General features: G+C 55.3%; 18 protein-coding genes. 8 read left to right on the top strand and 10 right to left on the bottom strand.

Annotated elements, in window-relative coordinates; translation table 11 throughout:
• Positions 1 to 17 precede the first annotated feature (17 nt).
• Entirely contained in the window at positions 18 to 983 is a 966-nt protein-coding gene (locus tag BD01_RS04335; RefSeq protein ID WP_042690489.1) for a DUF835 domain-containing protein, read from the top strand.
• Here the strand turns inward: BD01_RS04335 and BD01_RS04330 are convergent.
• Both BD01_RS04330 and BD01_RS04325 read right to left on the bottom strand, forming a co-directional pair.
• Entirely contained in the window at positions 972 to 1,220 is a 249-nt protein-coding gene (locus BD01_RS04330) for a DUF504 domain-containing protein (RefSeq protein WP_042690486.1), read from the bottom strand. The two genes, BD01_RS04335 and BD01_RS04330, sit on opposite strands and share 12 nt — an antisense overlap.
• Positions 1,217 to 1,864: an MBL fold metallo-hydrolase gene (locus tag BD01_RS04325; RefSeq protein WP_084606348.1), complete on the bottom strand. Its 648-nt coding sequence runs from the start codon at positions 1,862 to 1,864 to the stop codon at positions 1,217 to 1,219. Before BD01_RS04325 ends, BD01_RS04330 begins: the two co-directional genes overlap by 4 nt.
• A 247-nt stretch (positions 1,865 to 2,111) precedes the next feature.
• On the opposite strand from BD01_RS04325, the gene BD01_RS04320 reads away from it, so the two are divergent.
• Positions 2,112 to 3,176 (top strand): M20/M25/M40 family metallo-hydrolase, encoded by a 1,065-nt coding sequence (locus BD01_RS04320; RefSeq protein WP_042690480.1) that lies wholly within the window; start codon positions 2,112 to 2,114, stop codon positions 3,174 to 3,176.
• Between the two features lie 66 nt (positions 3,177 to 3,242).
• On the top strand, positions 3,243 to 4,307 hold the full coding sequence (locus BD01_RS04315; RefSeq protein WP_042690477.1) for an AAA family ATPase: 1,065 nt from the start codon (positions 3,243 to 3,245) through the stop codon (positions 4,305 to 4,307).
• Positions 4,308 to 4,362: 55 nt separating this feature from the next.
• On the opposite strand, the gene BD01_RS04310 is transcribed toward BD01_RS04315, so the two are convergent.
• From BD01_RS04310 to BD01_RS04300, 3 genes are read right to left on the bottom strand one after another with little or no spacing between them, the layout of a single operon-like run.
• Positions 4,363 to 7,143, bottom strand: coding sequence for a DEAD/DEAH box helicase (locus BD01_RS04310; protein ID WP_042690474.1), 2,781 nt, complete (start codon positions 7,141 to 7,143; stop codon positions 4,363 to 4,365).
• A 31-nt stretch (positions 7,144 to 7,174) separates the two neighbouring features.
• Positions 7,175 to 7,654: a PIN domain-containing protein gene (locus tag BD01_RS04305; RefSeq protein WP_042690471.1), complete on the bottom strand. Its 480-nt coding sequence runs from the start codon at positions 7,652 to 7,654 to the stop codon at positions 7,175 to 7,177.
• Positions 7,651 to 7,848 carry a hypothetical protein gene (locus BD01_RS04300; protein WP_211233899.1) on the bottom strand — a complete coding sequence of 66 codons (198 nt, stop codon included), beginning with the start codon at positions 7,846 to 7,848 and terminating at the stop codon, positions 7,651 to 7,653. Before BD01_RS04300 ends, BD01_RS04305 begins: the two co-directional genes overlap by 4 nt.
• Positions 7,849 to 7,964: 116 nt before the next feature.
• On the opposite strand from BD01_RS04300, the gene BD01_RS04295 reads away from it, so the two are divergent.
• Complete coding sequence (locus tag BD01_RS04295; RefSeq protein ID WP_042690467.1) at positions 7,965 to 9,458, top strand: MFS transporter; 1,494 nt, start codon at positions 7,965 to 7,967, stop codon at positions 9,456 to 9,458.
• A 20-nt stretch (positions 9,459 to 9,478) separates the two neighbouring features.
• Here BD01_RS04295 and BD01_RS04290 read toward each other — a convergent pair whose 3' ends face one another.
• Entirely contained in the window at positions 9,479 to 10,615 is a 1,137-nt protein-coding gene (locus tag BD01_RS04290; RefSeq protein WP_042690465.1) for an iron-containing alcohol dehydrogenase, read from the bottom strand.
• A 110-nt stretch (positions 10,616 to 10,725) separates the two neighbouring features.
• Between BD01_RS04290 and BD01_RS04285 the strand changes: the two genes are divergently transcribed.
• Positions 10,726 to 11,007 carry a hypothetical protein gene (locus BD01_RS04285; RefSeq protein WP_042690462.1) on the top strand — a complete coding sequence of 94 codons (282 nt, stop codon included), beginning with the start codon at positions 10,726 to 10,728 and terminating at the stop codon, positions 11,005 to 11,007.
• 33 nt (positions 11,008 to 11,040) lie between these two features.
• Positions 11,041 to 11,208, top strand: coding sequence for a hypothetical protein (locus BD01_RS11235; protein WP_156927383.1), 168 nt, complete (start codon positions 11,041 to 11,043; stop codon positions 11,206 to 11,208).
• Between the two features lie 10 nt (positions 11,209 to 11,218).
• Here BD01_RS11235 and mtnA read toward each other — a convergent pair whose 3' ends face one another.
• Positions 11,219 to 12,292 carry an S-methyl-5-thioribose-1-phosphate isomerase gene (mtnA, locus tag BD01_RS04280; RefSeq protein WP_042690460.1) on the bottom strand — a complete coding sequence of 358 codons (1,074 nt, stop codon included), beginning with the start codon at positions 12,290 to 12,292 and terminating at the stop codon, positions 11,219 to 11,221.
• 56 nt (positions 12,293 to 12,348) lie between these two features.
• Here mtnA and BD01_RS04275 point away from each other — a divergent pair, with 56 nt between their 5' ends.
• Positions 12,349 to 12,879, top strand: a complete 531-nt coding sequence (locus BD01_RS04275) for an NTPase (RefSeq protein ID WP_042690458.1) — start codon at positions 12,349 to 12,351, stop codon at positions 12,877 to 12,879.
• Here the strand turns inward: BD01_RS04275 and BD01_RS04270 are convergent.
• The 3 genes from BD01_RS04270 to albA all read right to left on the bottom strand — a co-directional run bounded on the left by BD01_RS04270 (position 12,876) and on the right by albA (position 14,348).
• A complete protein-coding gene (locus tag BD01_RS04270) occupies positions 12,876 to 13,400 on the bottom strand; it encodes a CBS domain-containing protein (protein ID WP_042690456.1) in 525 nt (174 codons plus the stop codon). The genes BD01_RS04275 and BD01_RS04270 overlap by 4 nt on opposite strands.
• 39 nt (positions 13,401 to 13,439) lie before the next feature.
• A complete protein-coding gene (locus tag BD01_RS04265; protein ID WP_394296084.1) occupies positions 13,440 to 13,997 on the bottom strand; it encodes an ArsR/SmtB family transcription factor in 558 nt (185 codons plus the stop codon).
• Positions 13,998 to 14,072: 75 nt separating this feature from the next.
• Complete coding sequence (albA, locus tag BD01_RS04260) at positions 14,073 to 14,348, bottom strand: DNA-binding protein Alba (RefSeq protein ID WP_013467275.1); 276 nt, start codon at positions 14,346 to 14,348, stop codon at positions 14,073 to 14,075.
• 196 nt (positions 14,349 to 14,544) lie between these two features.
• Between albA and purB the strand changes: the two genes are divergently transcribed.
• Entirely contained in the window at positions 14,545 to 15,888 is a 1,344-nt protein-coding gene (purB, locus tag BD01_RS04255) for an adenylosuccinate lyase (protein ID WP_042690450.1), read from the top strand.
• Positions 15,889 to 16,170: the final 282 nt, after the last annotated feature.

Raw genomic sequence — 16,170 nt, 5'->3', positions numbered from 1 at the left:
AACTTTGGGCGTTGGTCATGGAGCGGGACCCGAGTGAGGTAATGAAGGAAATCGTGAATCGTCTGAAAAATCTTTCAGCCAAGGAGTTGCTGAGCTACGCGATTTTCAACGAGAGGGATGAGGTTGAGTACTACGCCGAACTCGCAAAGAGGGCCAAGCGCAGGAGCGTGAAGGTCCTCTTCAGGAAAATGAGCGAGGAGAGCAAAGTTCATGAGAACATGCTTCGCGAGCTCTTCAAAAAGCTCTTCCCCGGTGAGGAGCCCGTGAAGGTGGACGCCCCTCCGGTGGAGGTCTACCCGTTCTACCCAGAGTTCGAGAGCGCCGAGGATTACGTCTCCGCCCTGCGCTACTGTATGGAGAGCGAGCTCTTCGCAAAGCAGACCTACGAGCTCCTTGCGAGCGTTGCCCGGGACGAGGAGGTCAGGAAGCTTGCACTCGACCTCGCGGCTATGGAGCAGGGGCATTACGAGGAGATAAAGCGGGTCTACGACCTTATGGAGGCCTTTGAGCGGAGGCACAGTTCTCCCTGGGAGCTCGACTCCGGAGCTTACCTGCTCACGGACGACGTCAAGGCGAGGTACTTCCTCCTCGACTTTCTCGACGAGCCGAAGGAGCTCCTTGCCCTCGTCCGCGAGAATCCCCACAGGTTCAGGGAGTTCATAGAGGGCTCCGGCAGGGTGTTCTGGATTACAAAGACGGACGTGGAGGGTGCCGTTCCCCCAGAACTCCTGCCCGATATGAGGAACGAGCTGTCCCGCTTCTTCAGGGAATGCTCGTCGCGGGAACGGCGCGGCGTCGTGTTCCTCCAGAACCTCGGCTACCTCGTTAGCCAGCTCGGCTTCAAGGACACCCTTGACTTCGTTCTCTACGTCAAGGACCTCGCAATCATCAACGACGGCTACCTTATAGTGACGGCGATTCCAGAGGCTTTCGAAAAGAAGGAGTGGGCGATTCTCACGTCGGAGCTCGAGCTAATCTCTTGAGCGCCTCTCCCACACCACTTTCCCGTCTTTCCGGACAACCCGGATTATCCTGTGGTATGGAATCTGCGTCTCGCCGATGAAGAAGTAGCCGTGGCCCAGCTCAATCATCTCAACCGGGATTCTCTTCTCGTTTCCATACGCTCCCCGATGCTCGATGACGATGTAGTAGTTCCTCTCGTCCTCCCTCGGGTCGTGCTTAATCTTTGCCAGAACCTCCTTCAGGGAACCCTTCCTCATAGGAACCTCCTCACGGTTTCTATGTTCCCGCGCCAGTCCTTTATCACCCACCCGTGCCCGGGAAGGCCGAAGTCGACTTCAAGCTCCGCCAGCCTCTCGATGCTTCTCTTCAGCTCTTCCCTGTTTCCGGTTGGCAAATCCGTCCTCCCGACGGTTCCATTGAATATCGTGTCGCCGGTGAAGATTAGCTTAACTTCGCCGTCGAGGTAGAGGCAGGAGCTTCCCGCTGTGTGGCCCGGCGTGTGGAGCAGGAGCAGTTTTCTCTTGCCAACCCTAAGGTAGTCGCCATCATCGAGCTTGATGTCAACATCATGCCCCGGAAACCTCTTCCCGTAGGCGTAGTCGAGGATTATCCTTTCATCAGCGCGCTCAAGGGCTTCTGCTGTTTTCCTGTGCGAAGCGAAGAGAACCTCGACGCCGAGCCTCTCGAAGAGCTCCTTCATTGCAAGGTTTCCGCCGACGTGGTCGAAGTGCTCGTGCGTGTTGAATATCACGACCTTCCTTAGGCCGTTGAGGTAGCCCTCACCGAGCCACAGGGAGAAATAGCGGTCGACGTTCTCGCCCGTGCCCGTGTCGATGATGAGGGCTTCCTTTCCGGAGCGGAAGAGGTAGACGTTGGAGTCCCAGTTAAGGCCCTTCAGCATCACCGTGTTGGGCGGAATCTCGATTGGGAACAGGTCCGGATAGATTACCTCAAGGTTCTCCAAGCTCCCACCTCCAAAAGGGCTCGAGGGGGGACCGCGTCTTCATCTCGGGGGGAGCGAGTCCCCGTCAGGAGGGATGAATCTCTTCATCGCCCGGAGTGGTTTTGGGGCGGTGGTTTATAAGGTATTGGTATGAGGAGGTGAGGGGTTTATAAGCTCACAATCCAAAACCCATTAGGTGAACCAAATGAAGACCGAGAGAGCGAAGGAGATACTCCTCCAGCTTTTGAAGATACCCTCGCCTTCGGGCCAGGAAGACAGGCTCATGCTCCACATCATGGAGTTCCTGCACAGGCTCGACTACGACGTCAAGATAGAGAGCGACGGCGAGATAATAGACCTCGTTGTGAACCCCGAGGCGGAGCTTTTCTACGAAGTCCACGTTGACACCATACCGATTCGCGCAGAGCCCTTCGTCAGGGGCAACATAATCTACGGCACCGGCGCGAGCGACATCAAGGGCGGTGCGGCCGCGATTCTGCTCATGCTCGAGGAGCTGAGAAAAGAGGGCAAAGACCTCAACGTCGGCATCGTCTTCGTCAGCGACGAGGAACTCGGCGGTCGCGGGAGCGCGCTCTTCATGGAGCGCTACAGGCCCAAGATGGCCGTCGTTCTGGAGCCGACCGACCTCGAAGTCCACATCGCCCACGCCGGCAACATCGAGGCCTACTTCGAGGTGGACGGCAAAGAAGCCCACGGCGCCTGCCCGGAGAGCGGTGTGAACGCGATTGAAGAGACCTACAAGATGCTGGAGGAGCTCAAAAAGCTCGAACCCTTCAAGGCCAAGGGCGAGTTCTTCGACCCGCACATAGGCATTCAGGAGCTCGTCTGCGAGAACCCCGTCTACCTAATCCCCGCCCTGTGCAAGGGAAGGCTCGAGGCGAGGCTCCTGCCGGAGCAGGAGGTCGAGGACGTTCTGGACCTGATGGACCCGATACTCGACGAATACACCAAGAGCTACGAGTACACCGAGATATGGGACGGCTACAGGCTCGAGCCCGACGAGGAGATAGTCCAGCTGGCCAAAAAGGCGATGGAGAAGACGGGCCTCGACGAGTTCGGCGGAATGAGGAGCTGGACGGACGCGATAAACTTCATGTACAACGGAACGAGGACGATAGTCTTCGGCCCCGGCAACCTCGACATCTCGCACACCAAGTTCGAGCGCATAGACGTCAGGGACGTCGTTACCGCCAGCGAGTTCCTCAAGGCCCTCAATGAGATTTACGGCGGGAGCGAACCGAAGGAGTGAGATTTTCTTCTTCCCTTTGACCCAATCTTTTTAAGCAGGCCCCCCCACCAGTAACTGGTGGGGGGTATGCTGTTCAACCCTAAACCCAAGATGAAGCGGGAGGAGCTATATGACCGCGAGGAAGAGCTTTCTCTGATTGAAAACTCGATAGAGAAGGGTCTTCCACTCATAGTGCTCCTCGGAATTAGGCGTCTCGGCAAGAGCTCCCTTCTGAACGTTACACTAAACGAACTCCCCTACAGAAGCATTAAGATTGATGCGAGAAAGGTATACTCCGAGTTCGGAAGCGTTCCAAAAGAAGCCATCGGGAAGCTCATACTCCAGGGCTACCTCAGGGGCTCCACGAAGGAACGTGCCAAAGAGACCCTAAAATCCCTCAAAGGGGTTCGTATTGGGGGACTGGGGATAGAACTGAGCGTTGACAAGAGCGTGAGTCTTCACGAGGTTCTTGAGCGCATAGACTCCATCGGAGAGCGCTTCATAATTGCCATCGATGAGGCCCAGTACCTGAGGTTCTCAAATTCAAGGTACCCGGAGCTGATAGCTTGGGCTATGGACGAACTGCAAAACGTGAGCTTCATCCTGACGGGTTCGGAGGTGGGCCTGCTGGAGGATTTTTTAGGCATCCACAACCCAGAATCGGCTCTCTTCGGAAGAGCCCACAGGGAGATAAGACTGAAAAGGTTTGAGAGAAGGCAGAGTATAGACTTCCTTAGGCGGGGTTTTGAGGAGATAGGGCTTAACGTTCCGGAGGATGATATTGAAGAAACCGTTGGCGAACTTGATGGAATAGTTGGCTGGCTGACCCTCTACGGTTACAACCGCTACCTCGGCATGTCCCACAGGGAAGCGCTGAACAGACTCAAAGAGGACGCTAAAAGGTTAATTCTTTCGGAGTTTTCGGCTCTGAAACGGTTATCCCCTCGGTACGAACTGGCAATGAGGGCGGTAGCCAACGGAAAACACCGCTGGAAGGAGATAAAGGAGACAGTTGAACTCCTCGAAGGGAAGAGAATAGACGACAAGAATTTTTCCAACGTCCTCAACAACCTCGTCCGCTACGGTTATCTGGAAAAGACCATCGAGGGCTACTTCATTCCCGACCCCCTGGTGGAACACGCGTTCAGGTAGGGCATCACCAGTAACTGGTGGGGGTTCAGTCAAAGGAACCCGTTTGGACACAAAATCAAGATGCACTCCTGTTTTCTGTATCTTCCTTCTCCTTCCTATCGACCCAGAACCGCCTCGTCCTTATGAACTGCCTTTCCCTCTCCATGAGCGCGAGGATTAATGCGTCCCCTTTGTACTGCGCAAGCAGTCGCGCGGCAGTATCGGGCCCCGTTCCGTAGCTCGCCAGGGCCAGCACCGCTTCGAAGCCGTAGGTATCGACCAAATCGGCCGCTTTCAGCAGCTTCCTGTAAGCTCTCTCCTCCTTCCTTTCGAGGGGTTTTCCGTGCCTCACTTTCTCAAGCACCGAGAGAAACTCCTCGGCGTCAATCGGGTGCGCCACAGCTAACATCTTCGAGCCACAGCGGGGGCACTGCCTCAGCTTGATGTTTTGAAGTCTCGCCACTTTCGTCTTCGAATGCCACCCGCAGTTGGTGCAGACGAGAACGACCTCGTGCTCGAGCAACCTCTTCCTGAACAGCTCAATCAGCTCGTCCCTCTCGAGAACGCCCGACAGCAGGAACTCCCCGCTCACCGTCATGTTGAGCCTCGCCAGCGTTGACGGCTGCTTTCTCAGGACGGTCTTCACCCTCAGAGAGCCGGCCTTGAGCAGCTCCATCACGAGCTCGGTCTTCCTGACGTCAACCTTATCGTGGTAGAGCTCGTTGAGCGTTTCCCTCTCAATTACCGTCCCCTCGAAGAGCCTCTCGATTCTCCTTATCCTCGCGTCCCGCCTCAAGGCACCGAACCGCTTGGCCACGTTCAGCATTCTCCAGCGGTAGGCGTGGGAATCCCTCAGAGCGCGGGAAACGATGAACTCGACGCTTTCGGGTTCCTGATAGAGGTAGCGCTTGACCTCCTCCGGATTGAGCTGGAACGGGGTCTTGAAGACTATCGCGTGCCCCTGACTCCTTACCGAGAAAACCCTGCCGTACCGGAGGATTAGGAGCGAGTGGAATATCCTACCTATCGCTTCGTTCGCCCTGCTCCCAAAATCGGCGTGTATTATCAGCGCCTTGGGCGTGCTCTCGACGACGATATCGCGGTCGGTTGGAAACGGCTCGTCCCTGATTTCCTCGAAGGCCCTTCTGAGTTCCTCCTCGCTGAACTCAACGCCCTCCAGAAGGCCCAATGCTTTGTTGAAGTCGAAGGCTAACTCCCTCCTCAGCCTGCCGACGTCGAATGCAACCCCGAAGGGAACCGGAATCATCTCGCCCTCCCAGCTCGGTATCGCGCTCTCAAGGCTCTTGCTCTCGCGAACCTTCAAAAGCCTCGCCTCGTCGTCTATCTTGAGCACTATCCAGCTCCGCCCGTTCATGACGAACTCCATACCCTCCTCAAGGTCCATAACGAAGCTCTCGTCGAGCCTCCCTATGACGTGCCCGCTTTTGGCGTCGAAAACGCGCCACGAAACCTCGTCCGGAATCGTCGAGAGGTTCTCGTAGTAGTACTGGAACGCTCCTCGCCTGAGGTAGAGGAGGTTGCTTTCCTCATCGTAGCCGACAAGACGAGCGTCCTCTAAAACGCTGAGAACGTCGAGGTAATCGCTCCAGCTCAAATCGCGGTAAACGTAAGCCCTTTTCGCTATCTCGTAGGGCCTCTCACGGGGGAGCTTCTTATACTCGATGAGAAGACCAACGACGAAGTGAGCTAAGACGTCAAGCCCTCCTATCGGCTCGACCGCCTCGAAGCGCCCCTCTAAGGCCCTCTTCGCTATGACGAGGCTCTGAAGGTAGTCCTCGACGTTCGTCGCTATGACGTAGCCCTCGCTGACTTCGCCAATCCTGTGCTTCGCCCTGCCGACGCGCTGAACCAGCCTGTTCACCTGCCTCGGACTCATGTACTGTATCACAACGTCAACGTCGCCGATGTCTATGCCGAGCTCCATCGAGGAGGTGCAGATTAGGGCCTTGATTTTCCCCTCCTTGAGGGCCTTCTCAGCCCTAACGCGCGCCTCCTTCGAGAGTGAGCCGTGATGAACCTCGACGGGCTTCCCCCAGGCCTTGAGGCGGTGCGCGAGGACCTCGGCGAACTGACGGGTGTTGGTGAAAATGAGGGCTTTTCCGTGCCTCTCCACGATTTCCCACAGCGTTCTAAGCCTCGACGCTATCTCCGGCGAGACGCTCAGCTTCTCCGCAAGCTCCCTGTCTTCCTCTTTCGGCTTTGGATAGAGCACGTGGAAGCGGTAGGCTTTCCTCCAGTTCGGCTTTACTATCGCCTCGGCTCTGAGCCAGTCCCTCACCTCTTTCTCGTTGCCAACCGTCGCCGTCATGCCGATTCGCCGGAAGTCGGCAATCTCGGCCAGTCGCTCAAGGTTCAGAAGGAGCTGAGAACCGCGCTTATTATCTACAAGCTCCGCTATCTCGTCAACGATGACGAACTTCACGTTGCTCAGGTGCTTCCGGAGGGACTTAACCGTCAGAATCACGCCGAGGGTTTCGGGGGTGATGATTAGCATCTGGGGCGGGTTCTTAGTCTGCTTAGCCTTCCTGTAGGCTGATGTATCGCCGTGCCTGACCTCGACGGTTATTCCGAGCTTCCTCCCCCACCATTCGAGTCTCTCAAGCAAATCCCTGTTTAACGCCTTGAGCGGGGCTATGTAGAGAGCAGAAATGGGTTTTAGTCCTTCCTCAAGGATTTCATTGAAAACCGGCAGAACAGCGGCTTCCGTCTTCCCGGAACCGGTCGGGGCGATGATTAGAACGCTCTTCCCCGAGCTAACCTCCCTGAACGAGTCCTGCTGGAGCCGGTTGAGCTTCCCAAAGCGCTCCCTGATGGCCTTTCTGAGGAGGGGGTGCATGGTTTAAGGGAGAACCTTCAGTTCTTGAACTTTACTGTGTTCTCAAAATACCAAGTCGAGTTTTCATTTCGTTGAGTACGTTTTCCAGCGTATCTCCATTCAGCAGAGACTCTAATGCAGTAGAATCGAGGGCCAAAAATCTTTCCGTTGAGATTGCCGCGCTCAGAATCTTTTTATCTCCCGTCCATAGGGGAATACCAAGCTTCATGGCCAAGGCTATGAAGGGCGTATCTTTTTCATCAAACTTGGAGGCTATCTGATAGGCCTCTCTGATTTTGTTGGAATAAAACTCAAGCGGGATTATCTGAACCAGTGAAAAGGTCAGAAACGTTCGGTATTCAAAGTCCTTTGCAAACTTCTTAAGTTTAGTGGAGTGTCGTCTGAACTCAAGGATGACCTCTTCCGGGGCGAAGAGGGTAAGCTCGTGCTCTTCGAGAAGCCTGAATGCCTTTGATTTCCTTCCAGATACTATGATGGAAAACAGAATGTTGCTATCAACAACGACCCTCATATCAATCCCATTTTGATATATTTGTGCTTTACTTCGGCCCAGACTTCTTCCCTTGTTTCCTCAAAGAATTTCTTATCCAGGGGTATTCCTTCGGCAAGGGCCTCAAGGACTATCTTTCTTGATATCTTCTTCCCGAGCCCCTCCGCTATCCAGAGCTCGGCTTCCTGTTCCGAAACCCATTCTGGAACTTTCACGCTTATGACTTTCATGGTTTGGTGTTTCTCAATAGTGGTTATATACCTTACTCGCTTTCAACCCCTACCGCTAACTTTATAAGACGATATATCGTTCGACATATCGGTGAAGAGATATGAACGTCACGAGGAACGGCGAAACCTATGACCTCAGCTATGCGAAGAAGGCCACGCTCGTCGTGGTTCTCCTCCCGCTCCTCGTCATGTATACAGAGGCGATGCTAACTCCCGCTCTGCCAACGATTCAGAAGGAGTTCGCGATAAACCCCAACGACGTCAGCTGGGTTCTCACGATTTATCTCCTCGTCGGAACGGTCAGCGTCGCGGTCTTTGGAAAGCTCGGCGACATGTACGGCAAGAAGAAAATGTTTCTCGTTGCCCTCGGCTTCTACACCCTCGGCGTTATACTCAACGGCTTTGCACCGAGCTTCCGCTGGTTGCTCTTCAGCAGGGCAATCCAGGGCTTTGGAATGGCAATATTCCCGCTCGCCTTCAGCCTCGTTCGTGAGGAGTTCCCGCCCGAGATGGTGCCCCAGGTTCAGGGAATGATAAGTGCGATGTTCGGCGTCGGTATGGTCATAGCCCTCCCGCTCGGAGCTTACGTTACCCAGCACTGGGGCTGGCGCTGGACCTACCACTCGGCGGCGCCATTCGCCGTGTTGATGTTCATCCTCGCGTGGAAGATACTCCGCGAGAGCAGATACATCAACCCCGGAAAGCTCGACTGGCAGGGCGCTCTGCTCCTCGTCTGGGCTGTCGTTCCGGCACTCGTCGCGGTAACGCGCGCCCCGAACGTCGGCTGGACCGCAAAAGAAACCCTTGCCCTCTTCGCGGTCTCGATAGTCGGCGCGGTCCTGCTCGTCCTCTGGGAGAAACGCGCGGAGAACCCTCTGATTCCCCTTGACATCGTGACATCTCGCAATCCTGCCATAGTGAACCTCGGAATCATGTTCGCGGCCTTCGGAATCTCGATGATGAGCCAGGCGAACACCTACATCTTCCAGATGAAGCCCCCGTACGGCTTCGGCAAGAGCATACTCGACAGCGGTCTGCTCATGACTCCAATGGCGGGCGTCATGCTCGTAATAGCCCCCCTTGCCGGAAAGATAATGCCGAAGGTCGGTGCAAAGCCGCTCGCGATAACTGGAGCGCTCATCGCGAGCTCGGGCCTCGCCGTTCTGGCGAAGTACGCCCCCGAATTCCCGCCGAACCACCTCTGGGCTTTCGTGGCGATGATAACCTACGTTGGCGCGGGAATAACGCTGATGAACATCTCATTCATCAACGTCCTCGTCTTCAGCGTCCCGCAGAGGGTCATGGGCGTCGCGACCGGTGCCAACAGTCTCTTCAGGAACTTCGGTTCGACGTGGGGGCCGGCCATCGCTGGAACCGTCATGAGCACCTACTACACCCTCTTCCACCCGCCAGGCGCCCCTTCGTGGGTCAAGATAAAGATACCGACGACGAAGGCCTACGAGGTGCTCTTCGGAACCTCCGCCGGAATCTACCTCTTCCTGGCGATACTAAGCCTGGCCATCGTCGAGGTCATGAAGGGCGGAAAGATTCGCGAAGTCGAGAACGGGGGAGAAAAGGAAGTGGAAGTTGGCTGAACTCTGCTTTTCTTCCCTCTTTAATCTCCACTGAAAGCCTTCAAATACAGCTCCCTTATCTCCTCGGGCTTCGCCTCGACCGGGTTGAAGGCCAAGAGGCCGTCGCGGTAGGCCTTCTCGGCCATCTCGTCGAGCCTCGCCATGAAGGTTTCTTCATCGACGAGCTCGCTCAGCTTCGGAACGCCCGTCCGCTCGTTGAGCTCCCTGACGGCATCAACCAGCGCCCTCCAGTCCCTCAGCCCGAGCTCCCTCGCTATCTCGTCGTAGCGCCTCCTCGCGTAGTCGCTTCTCTCGGCGTTGAACTCCATAACGTAGGGCAGGAATATGGCATTGAGAAGTCCGTGCGGACCGAGCCAAGCGGCCTTGTGGCTCATCGCGTGGCAGAGACCGAGGCGCGCGTTGAGAAAGGCGATTCCGGCCATTGTAGAGGCGTAGTGCATCCTTTCGCGCGCTTCCTCGTCGCCTTCGAGGCTCTTCTCAAGGTAGCTGAAGACGGTCTTTATTGCCTTAATCGCCATCGCGTCGCTGAAGTCGTTGGCGACCTTCGTGGTGTAGGCCTCTATTCCGTGGACGAGGACGTCTAACCCGGAATTCCTCGCCACTTCCCTCGGCATTGTCATCGGCAGGCGGGGGTCAAGTATCGCAACCTCAGGCGCTATCTCGGGCGTAACGATGTTGTACTTGATTCCTCCCTTCTTCAGAACGCTCGCTCCGGAGACCTCGCTTCCTGCACCGCTCGTCGAGGGAATCGCTATGAGCTTCGTCTTCAGCTTAGGGACAGGTTTGGGCTTTGAAAAGCGGTCCATGAAGGCTATCTCCTCAAAGTTCAGCCCCGGAGCATCGTAGAAGACCTTCAACGCTTTCGTCGTGTCTATCACGCTTCCACCGCCGAGCGCTATCAGCAGGTCAGGTTTAAACTCCCTCACCTTCGGCAGGAACTCCTCTATCGTTTCCACGCTCGGCTCCGCCGGAAGGCCGGCTATGGACAGAACATCCGCTCTCTCGTCCCTAACGTAGTCCTCTGCCTCGCTCAGGAAGCCGTGCTTTTTCATCGAGTTGCTGGCCAGAATAAGGACCTTCTCGTGTCCGCTCGCCTCCTTCCTGAGCTTCTCAAGAGAACCTTTGCCCTCGATGATTCTCGTCTTGAGCCAGAACATCGCCACCACCGGTTTGAAATAGACTCAAACCTTTAAACGCTTCACCCTCCCAAGGTTTTCAACCCTCCGTTCAAAAAAGGCCTTTAAGTTCTCTCTCCGCACTACTTCCGATGCTTGTCAGGGGAAAGGTCGTCGGAAAGAACGGCACCGCTCGCTTTGAGGTCCGGAAGGAGAGAGGAGGCCTAACGCTTAGGGCGGAGTTTCCTGGCGGAGAACCGCTCGACTACTCCGTTGACTGTCCATGCCTCGAACCACTTGAGCTCGTTGGCCTTCTCCTGCCGGCCTTCGAGGAGCGCCTCGGCGAGATAGAGGGTGTTTTTGTGGAAGAGGTGGTTGAGGGGAAAAGGTCTGTTCTGGGGATGATTAGGAAGTTGCTTGGGAAAACGTTTTAGTATTTCTTTCCCCAAAGCTGATACAGTGGTTCCATGAGTCTCTCGGCAAGGCGCGTCCAGCTGATGATAACGTATCCTCACCTGAAGAAGTTCCTAAAGAAGGCCCCTTCAATAGAGGAAGTTCAGGAGCTTCTAAAGTCCGTTAAGGGTGAGCTGAGTGAGGACATCATAAGGGAGAGGCACTGTTCTGAGGAAATATGAAGAGAGGGCTTCAAGGTTCTTCCTTGAACAACTTCTTCAGGTTCCTCTCAAACGGCGGGTAGACGACGCCCCTGTCGGTTATTATCCCTGTGAGGTACTTGTGCGGTGTAACGTCGAAGGCCGGGTTGTAGACATCTACATCTGGGGCGATTCTGCAGCCGCCGCAGGTGAGCACTTCTTCCGGCTTCCGCTCCTCAATCGGTATCTCCTTCCCACTCTTCAGGCTCATATCTATCGTCGAGAGCGGTGCCACCGTGAAGAATGGTATTCCATGCTCCTTCGCGAGAACCGCCAGGGTGTAGGTGCCTATCTTGTTGGCGAAGTCACCGTTGGCCACTATCCTGTCGGCGCCGACTATTATCGCGTCAACCTTTCCCTGCTGCATCACGAAGCCGGCCATGTTGTCCGTTATCAGTTTCAGCGGAATTCCATCGTAGTGGTACTCCCAGGCGGAAAGCCTGGCCCCCTGAAGGACGGGCCTCGTTTCGTCCACCCAGAGGAGCTTCAGCGTTCCGTCTTTGTTCATCACGCGCAGAACGGCTCCAACGGTCCCGAGCTGGACCGTAGCCAGGCTCCCCGCGTTGCAGTGCGTTAAAACGTTGCCCTCCGGCAGGGCCTCTGCCCCGTAGTGGCCCATCCTGAGGTTCGCCTCGACGTCTTCGTCCGCTATCCTCTGCGCCTCCGCAACTATGAGCTTCTTTATTTCCTCCAGGGGGCTCTCGGCGTTCTCCTCGACGAGCTTCTTAATCCTGTTGAGCGCCCAGAAGAGGTTTACGGCGGTGGGGCGCGTGTTCCTCAGCCTGTCGTATGCCTGATAAAAGCCGTCCATGAACTCGTCCTTGGTTCTGGCTTTACTCGTGTCCGCGTAGAGGGCAAGACCAAAAGCAGCTGCCGCTCCAATGGCCGGGGCACCGCGCACCTTCATCGTGATGATTGCCTCAGCTACTTCATCAACTGTTCTCAGTTCGATGGTCTTGAACTCCCTCGGAAGGAGAGTCTGGTCAATCATGATGACCCTTCCAGTCTCGTAGCGAACGCTCCTCGGGAGCCTCGTGAGTTCTTCAGGCTTGTACCTTATCTCCACAGCGACCACCCCAAAGGGTTTAAGGGCTGAACTTAAAGCTCCTTCGGTGGTGAAAAATGGTCAGGGTTTTCGTGACCGGTCCGGCAGGGGTTGGGAAGACGACGCTCGTCGAGAGGGTCGCAAGGGAAGTCGAGAGATGGGGCTACATCGTTGGGGGCATGATAACGAAGGAAGTCAGGCGAAACGGAAGGAGAATAGGCTTCAAAATCATCGCCCTCGACACCGGGGAAGAAGGAACGCTCGCGAGCCTGCGCGGAACATCTCACTTGCCCGGGGTTCCCTTCGGAAAGTACGTCGTCCACGTTGATGAGCTTGAGCGAGTAGGGGTGTCGGCAATAAGGCGTGCGCTGGTCGAGGCGGATTTGGTTGTAATAGACGAAATCGGCCCGATGGAGTACAAGAGCGACGAGTTCGTGAAGGTCGTCGGCGAGGTGCTGAACTCGGACAAACCCCTTCTGGCGGTTGTCCACAGGAGGATGATTGACAAGTTCAGGCCCCTTGGAAAGACCCACGTTCTGAGCGTTGAGAACAGGAACAGGGAATTCGGAATAATCCTCGATGAGATAATGAGAGAGCTGAGGGGCTAAAGGTTGAGGCTGTCCTTACAGCTCTCACAAATCCACCTTTCCTGGCCCTCTATGTAGACCCTGTAGAGCGGGCCGTACTGACCGCAGAGCTCGCAGATGCCGTAAACCTCGGTCTCCTCAACGGTTTCCTCTTCCTCCTCGTTGTTCATGCTGTTGAGGGCTGCCAGCAGGTCCGCCGCGGTAACGAAACCAAGGGGCTTTCCAAGGCGCGTTACGAGGAGCCTCCTTATACCCTTCTCCATCATCTTGTCTATTGCATCGCTTATGTCGTAGTCGTCCTCAATCGTTATCGGGTTCCTCGTCATGACTTCGTGCACCTTGACGGTCTTAGGGTCGCGTCCCTTCGCAACGACCTTGTCGAGGATGTCGCGGTCGGTGATGACCCCAACTATCTCGTCGTCGTCCACGACAACGGCGCTCCCAACCTTGTGCCTTGAGAGTATCCTTGCAACCCTCTCGATGGTGTCGTCGGGCTTCACAATCACTGCCTTTCTCTTGACCACCTGTCCCACGGCCATCATTGGAATCTCACCCCACGAGTTGGGGTTGATTTGAGTTTCTTAAAAACGTTTCTTAAGAAACCACCCTGCGGAAATTACGATGACGAACGTCATTATCGCGAGGAGGACAGGAACGTAATCCCCCGAGTGGCCGGCCCTGCTTGTCGTCTCGGCCGAGAACATTTTAATTGTCCCCGTCCCGCTACTCCTCTCAGACGACAACATTTTCTCCGCGGCCCAGTAGACGAGTGCGGAAAGCCCCGTTGCAACTGAGAGGGTTATGACGCGCAGTTTGTCCAACGGTGACGTTCTCCGCTCGGCTGGGCGCGGGAGCAGAAGAATCGGCCGGCTCGATGCTCGGTAGAGCTTTACCTCTTGCAATCTTTTGCCGTACTTTTTCCCGGCCACTTCAACGAGACCCACGCGGAGAAGTTTGTCAAGATGGTATGAAACTGTGGATATGGGCATGTCGAGCTCCTTCGCAATCTCGCTCATCGAGAGCTCACGCTCGCGGAGAAGCCTCAGAATGGCCATCGCCCTTTCGTTGGCGAGAACCTGCGCGAGCTCGCGAACCCGCTCATCTGTAACGTCTATGGTCTCGTACTCCAACGGGCCCACCAGAAGGGGTACGGGGCGGTGCTATTAAACTTTGCTTCTCAGAAGAAACCCGAAGGAAAAGGAAAGGGGTCAAATTCACGGCTTCTCGAGGATAATCTCGATGGTCGAGGTGTTGGCGGTCCTGCCGTCGGCAGTCGGGAGCTCCTCGGTGCCTATCTTGATTTCCTTGACCCTGACCTCGGGGAGGAACCTGTTCCTGACAATCTCGGCGACGTCAACGGCCCTGCTGATAGCCCTACCGCGAGCCTTGATGCTGACCTCCTTAGCGCCCTCGTTGAACTGGGTTATCACGGCGAGGACGTAGTTCATAACCGGCTTCTTTCCGATGTAGACGACGTGCTCCTCAGCCATTTCTGGCACCTCCGGAAGTTTTGTCATCAGCCTATCGCGGGCATAGGGTTAAATACTTTTCGGTTCTATCTGTGGGAAGGGCTTTTTAAGTGACGAGCGCATCTCAAAAACGCTCGTTTGCCCGGCTGATATTGACGTATAGTTGTCAAAAGAAAACGTTTTAACATCCAAAATAATCACGAGAATGGTGATTGGAATGGCGGTTCACCCGATTGACTACCGCTATGGAAGCGAGGAAATGAGGCGCATCTGGGACGAGGAGAACAAGCTTCAAAAGCTCCTTGACGTTGAGGCGGCCTTGGCGAGGGCCCACGCGAAGCTCGGCAACATTCCCGAGGAAAGCGCCCGCGTGATTTCCGAGAGGGCCAGTACGGAGTGGGTGAAACTCGAACGCGTCAAGGAGATAGAGACTGAGATACACCACGATATAATGGCCGTCGTCAAGGCCTTAAGCGAGGTCTGCGGTGAGCACGGGAAGTACGTCCACCTCGGCGCGACCTCCAACGACATAATCGACACCGCCAACGCGCTCCTCATAAAGGAGAGCCTTGAGCTCATCGAGCGCTACCTTAGGGAGCTCCGCGACGTGCTAATGAAGCTCGCCGAGGAGCACAAGTACACCGTCTGCATCGGCAGAACCCATGGACAGCACGCGGTTCCAACGACCTACGGCATGAAGTTCGCCCTCTGGCTCGACGAGGTTCAGAGACACCTTGAGAGGCTTGAAGAGCTCAAGAAGCGCGTCCTTGTTGGCAAGATGCGCGGTGCCGTTGGAACCGCCGCTTCATTCGGAGAGAAGGCCCTTGAGATTGAAAGGCTCGTCATGGAGGACCTTGGCCTTAAGCCAGCGCTGATAACCAACCAGCTCGTTCCGCGGGACTTATACGCAGAGCTGATGATGTTTTTGGCCTTGGTTGCATCAACCCTCGATAAAATCGGCCTTGAAATCAGAAACCTCCAGAGGACGGAAATCCTTGAGGTCAGCGAGCCATTTGGAAAGAAGCAGGTTGGCTCTTCGACGATGCCCCACAAGAGGAACCCGATAAGGACGGAGAAGGTCTGCGGTCTGGCGAGGGTTCTCTACTCAAACGTTATTCCCGCGCTCCTCAACAACCCGCTGTGGCACGAGAGGGACCTCACGAACTCCTCGGTCGAGCGCGTTATCCTTCCCGAGAGCTTCGTTCTCCTTGACGAGATGCTCCGCGTCACAATCCGCGTTCTCAAGGGGCTGGAGTTCTTCCCGGAGAACATCGAGCGCAACCTCTACCTGACGAAGAACCTCATCATGGCCGAACCGCTGATGCTGAAGCTTGCCGAGAGGGGCATGGGCAGGCAGGAGGCCCACGAGCTCGTTAGGCAATTGGCCATGAAGGCCTTTGAGGAGGGAAGGGACTTCCTTGAGGTCGTGAAGGAGAGCGAGGAAGTTAGAAAGTATCTAACCGATGAGGACTTGGCCTCGCTGAGACCCGAGAATTACATCGGTGTTGCCCCTCAGATAGTTGACAATGTGCTCCGCCACATCCGTGAGCGTTCTCTCTGATTCCTTTATTTTTACCACAAACTCTCTTGATTCTTGGGAGGGTGTTTACTGTTTATGTTCTTATTATGTTTTGTAATTCTCTTAGTGATTTTATTATTCTCATCAGCATTTTTATAACGCTCTAATTTTAGTTAGTTTTTTTCTAATTTAAAAGAGAATTAAAACCCCTATATCAAGTAAATTTTCACATATGAAAAGTTGTATAAAATCCAAAGAATCTACTTATTTGGTGGGTAAAATGCTGGCCGAAATATTTGGCTACCTGTCCCGCTTGCTCTTGCA

Origin of the sequence: Thermococcus nautili, from assembly GCF_000585495.1 — an archaeon.
GTDB lineage: Archaea > Methanobacteriota_B > Thermococci > Thermococcales > Thermococcaceae > Thermococcus > Thermococcus nautili.
Note: the sequence above shows the minus strand (reverse complement) of the source record. Positions and strands in the feature narration are given on the sequence as shown.

What these genes read in the sequence shown, in the direction of transcription:
- BD01_RS04335 (WP_042690489.1), top strand. Translation starts at nt 18, where the DNA reads ATGGAGCGGGACCCGAGTGAGGTAATGAAGGAAATCGTGAATCGTCTG.
- BD01_RS04330 (WP_042690486.1), bottom strand. Translation starts at nt 1,220, where the DNA reads ATGAGGAAGGGTTCCCTGAAGGAGGTTCTGGCAAAGATTAAGCACGAC.
- BD01_RS04325 (WP_084606348.1), bottom strand. Translation starts at nt 1,864, where the DNA reads ATGCTGAAGGGCCTTAACTGGGACTCCAACGTCTACCTCTTCCGCTCC.
- BD01_RS04320 (WP_042690480.1), top strand. Translation starts at nt 2,112, where the DNA reads ATGAAGACCGAGAGAGCGAAGGAGATACTCCTCCAGCTTTTGAAGATA.
- BD01_RS04315 (WP_042690477.1), top strand. Translation starts at nt 3,243, where the DNA reads ATGCTGTTCAACCCTAAACCCAAGATGAAGCGGGAGGAGCTATATGAC.
- BD01_RS04310 (WP_042690474.1), bottom strand. Translation starts at nt 7,143, where the DNA reads ATGCACCCCCTCCTCAGAAAGGCCATCAGGGAGCGCTTTGGGAAGCTC.
- BD01_RS04305 (WP_042690471.1), bottom strand. Translation starts at nt 7,654, where the DNA reads ATGAGGGTCGTTGTTGATAGCAACATTCTGTTTTCCATCATAGTATCT.
- BD01_RS04295 (WP_042690467.1), top strand. Translation starts at nt 7,965, where the DNA reads ATGAACGTCACGAGGAACGGCGAAACCTATGACCTCAGCTATGCGAAG.
- BD01_RS04290 (WP_042690465.1), bottom strand. Translation starts at nt 10,615, where the DNA reads ATGTTCTGGCTCAAGACGAGAATCATCGAGGGCAAAGGTTCTCTTGAG.
- BD01_RS04285 (WP_042690462.1), top strand. Translation starts at nt 10,726, where the DNA reads ATGCTTGTCAGGGGAAAGGTCGTCGGAAAGAACGGCACCGCTCGCTTT.
- BD01_RS11235 (WP_156927383.1), top strand. Translation starts at nt 11,041, where the DNA reads ATGAGTCTCTCGGCAAGGCGCGTCCAGCTGATGATAACGTATCCTCAC.
- BD01_RS04275 (WP_042690458.1), top strand. Translation starts at nt 12,349, where the DNA reads ATGGTCAGGGTTTTCGTGACCGGTCCGGCAGGGGTTGGGAAGACGACG.
- BD01_RS04270 (WP_042690456.1), bottom strand. Translation starts at nt 13,400, where the DNA reads ATGATGGCCGTGGGACAGGTGGTCAAGAGAAAGGCAGTGATTGTGAAG.
- albA (WP_013467275.1), bottom strand. Translation starts at nt 14,348, where the DNA reads ATGGCTGAGGAGCACGTCGTCTACATCGGAAAGAAGCCGGTTATGAAC.
- purB (WP_042690450.1), top strand. Translation starts at nt 14,545, where the DNA reads ATGGCGGTTCACCCGATTGACTACCGCTATGGAAGCGAGGAAATGAGG.